The 2,798-nt window shown below is 41.3% G+C and carries 4 protein-coding genes and 1 pseudogene; 2 read left to right on the top strand and 3 right to left on the bottom strand.

The features are described from left to right. Together F6K49_RS39550 and F6K49_RS39545 are read left to right on the top strand one after the other, a co-directional pair. A partial coding sequence (locus F6K49_RS39550) for a DHHA1 domain-containing protein (protein ID WP_293106098.1) occupies window positions 1-511 on the top strand: 511 nt, incomplete at its 5' end. 64 nt (window positions 512-575) lie between these two features. Further along, on the top strand, window positions 576-698 hold the full coding sequence (locus F6K49_RS39545; protein ID WP_293106094.1) for a hypothetical protein: 123 nt from the start codon (window positions 576-578) through the stop codon (window positions 696-698). 9 nt (window positions 699-707) lie between these two features. Here F6K49_RS39545 and F6K49_RS39540 read toward each other — a convergent pair whose 3' ends face one another. From F6K49_RS39540 to F6K49_RS39530, 3 genes and pseudogenes are all read right to left on the bottom strand, one after another. Next, window positions 708-1,427 carry a TIGR02391 family protein gene (locus F6K49_RS39540; protein ID WP_293106090.1) on the bottom strand — a complete coding sequence of 240 codons (720 nt, stop codon included), beginning with the start codon at window positions 1,425-1,427 and terminating at the stop codon, window positions 708-710. Window positions 1,428-1,579: 152 nt separating this feature from the next. After that, a complete protein-coding gene (locus tag F6K49_RS39535) occupies window positions 1,580-2,611 on the bottom strand; it encodes a restriction endonuclease (RefSeq protein ID WP_293106085.1) in 1,032 nt (343 codons plus the stop codon). 3 nt (window positions 2,612-2,614) lie between these two features. After that, a pseudogene (locus tag F6K49_RS39530) lies at window positions 2,615-2,798 on the bottom strand (DNA cytosine methyltransferase); the annotation flags it as partial.

The raw sequence follows: 2,798 nt of genomic DNA, 5'->3' as shown, positions 1-2,798 counted from the left end.
GCGGGATAAGGTGGTTAAGGATTTATGCGATCGCTTTAAGGCACAACCGGAAGAGTTACCTGAGCGGATTAGTAATTTACAACAGGAACTCAAGGCTACTAATAAACAGTTAGATGCCCTCAAGCAACAACTGGCTTTGGCAAAATCTGACCAGTTGTTGGCGGAAGCTAAGTCAGTAGGTGAGTTCAAGGTTCTGGTAGCCAAGATGGAGGGAGTAGAACCAGAGGGCTTAAAAAGTGTTGCGCAACAGCTACAGCAGAAGCTCGGAGAAAGTGCGGTAGTGTTGGGTTCAGTGCCTAGCCCCGACAAGGTGAGTTTAGTGGCAGCCTTTAGTAAGGGTGTTAATCAGAAAGGCTTGCAGGCTGGGAAGTTTATTGGTGCGATCGCTAAATTATGTGGTGGTGGTGGCGGTGGACGACCTAACTTGGCCCAAGCTGGTGGAAAAGATGGCAGTAAGTTAGGGCAAGCTCTTGATAGGGCGTTGCAACAGTTGTTGGAAGGGTTGCAGTGATTTTGGAGTGGGGGATCCCCCCTTATTAACAGTTAGGGGGGATTTGAGGAAATAGTTGGTATTTGTGCGATCGCAAACTGACTGCGATCGCTTTTTTATTGCCTTGCCTGTAGCGCTATATGTGCTGGTGAGCAATTTAGTGAGTCAGTGCAATAGTTTTGTTGAGGCACTGACAGATCCATCCTAATATCAGGTGTTATGGCTCGCCCTCACCCGAAGGCCAGTCGATATCATCCAGTATTTTTAGGAGCACATCAATAAATGCGATGATTGCCCGACCAACTTCTGGACTAGGGTCTATAAATTCGTGGGCATAACGATTGCGAAAAACCCCCATCATGCCTGCATAAAGATTACGATATGCTTCAAGATCGCTCTTTTCAAGTTTGCCCTTCAATATCGAATCATTACCAGCAAAAATCTTGTTTACGATACCTTCACCTGTAGCCTTTTTATCGCTGTTATCAATTTTTCCAAGTTTTTTAAACCGGTTTTCTAAAACTACTGTTGCTGTGCGAACATCTTTGTCCCAAGCTGTGGAATCATCTCCACAAGTATTTAATAAACAGTGACATCTTTTCAACAGTTCAGAATCTAGGTGCTTAAGTTCAGGAGGAATAGCAGACAAGTTAGGAGCACCAAAATTAGGGTCAACAGCTTCATATGCCGTAGGGGTTAAAGCACACTTGTATTCATCTTTACGACGTCGATCGCATACTAAACAACCACTATTTTCTAGAGCCTTAAGAGTTATTTTATCAAATTCAGGAACGTTACCCTGATATCCTACTATAATTGTGCCGCTCAAAGACCAAATGAAGCAAATTTTATCCTCATTAAGCTTCTTAGCACGTACTTCTTCTACGAGCCACTGCAAACGTTTTTTCTGGGTTTCATTTAAATTTAGATCTTGCATATTTAAAAATTTATATAATAATATACATTATAGCTGTAAATTTTCAGACAGGTATCACTGTTTACTAAATTGCTTATCCAGTACCTTCAAAATCATCTATAGCGTTGATTATAGCGGGTAAAATTGGTCGTAGTGCAGTGCTTTGTTAGCACTTACAGTCGATTTATAACATAAGAACTACTGTCATCTGATATCTCAATCACTTGATCTGACCATCGCAAATTTATTGACTTAGGATATTCAATTTCGATCTCTTCTATGCCCTGTATGGCTGGCTTTATGTATCTTTCAATAAAAACAGAAACCACCTCTCCGGCTTCCTGCTCCATGTGCCTCCACGCTTCTTCTCCGTGATAAAAAGCGCCACCACAGGCCAGATATTTCTCTGATAACTCAGTTAACCTATTGGAGGGTGTTGGATCTAAAACCAGAAGAACTGGTATAAAACCAGCAGCTTGGCTTTCTTCAGGAAATGAAAGCTCTTCACCAAATCTCCCCTGACCACTTGCAGCAATTGTTACTCTCAGTTTAAGTTCATAGGTTCTATTATTACTTGGAACTAAACAGTCTATTTGTCGCCCTTGGTTCGTAGGATTTCCATTTGCATCAAGTCTCTTAACTGGCGAGTTTTTCGCTCCAACAGGCTTGCCACCTAAGCAACTCGCTAATAGAGGTTGAAATAAATAGCCAGTTTCCTGGGCTGACCGATTGTCTATATCATAAATCCACTTCCTCCAAACCATCCAATTCGCCAGAAGAGTGGTATTGCATCCACCATACTCTAGAAGTGATCTAGGACCAATTTGATCCATGTTGGACATGGGCTGTGATGACAGAATTCTTTGATATTTAACTCTGCGCCGATGAAGAGCAGAGAGGTTTTCTATAAATAACGCAAAATCGTTATCCTGATTGAAGCAGGCTGTCAGTGCTGAGATCACATCTTCGGCACTGATATCAGATTCTGCTATGCTATCAAACCAGCTTATTGGAATATTGTAGTAGTCATCATCTGGTACATTGACTTTAATAATCTGAAGGTCATCGTGAGACCATCCAAGGTTATCAAGAGCAATAGATAGTAGTGACGATAACTCTCCATCAGATATTATAACCTGAGCTTCACCTGAACCATGCATTTTACATTTAGAATACAAGTTTTTTATGAAAGCAGTATTTTTCATGGATTATCCAAACAATGTGTATTGATGGATTTTATTTTCCATCAGGCTATTAAGCAAAATTTCTGTATTTTTTAAAGCTGGGCTCATAGCCCCTGCCTTTGTAAGCAAAAAGCCCAGCATGCGACCTTCATTGTCTTGATCGCCCTCGAAGCCATAATCATCACGGATATGTTCAGCAAATACACGA

This window comes from Moorena sp. SIO3I6 (assembly GCF_010672095.1).
The sequence above is the reverse complement of the archived record's forward strand: the minus strand, read 5'-3'. Positions and strand labels throughout refer to the sequence as shown.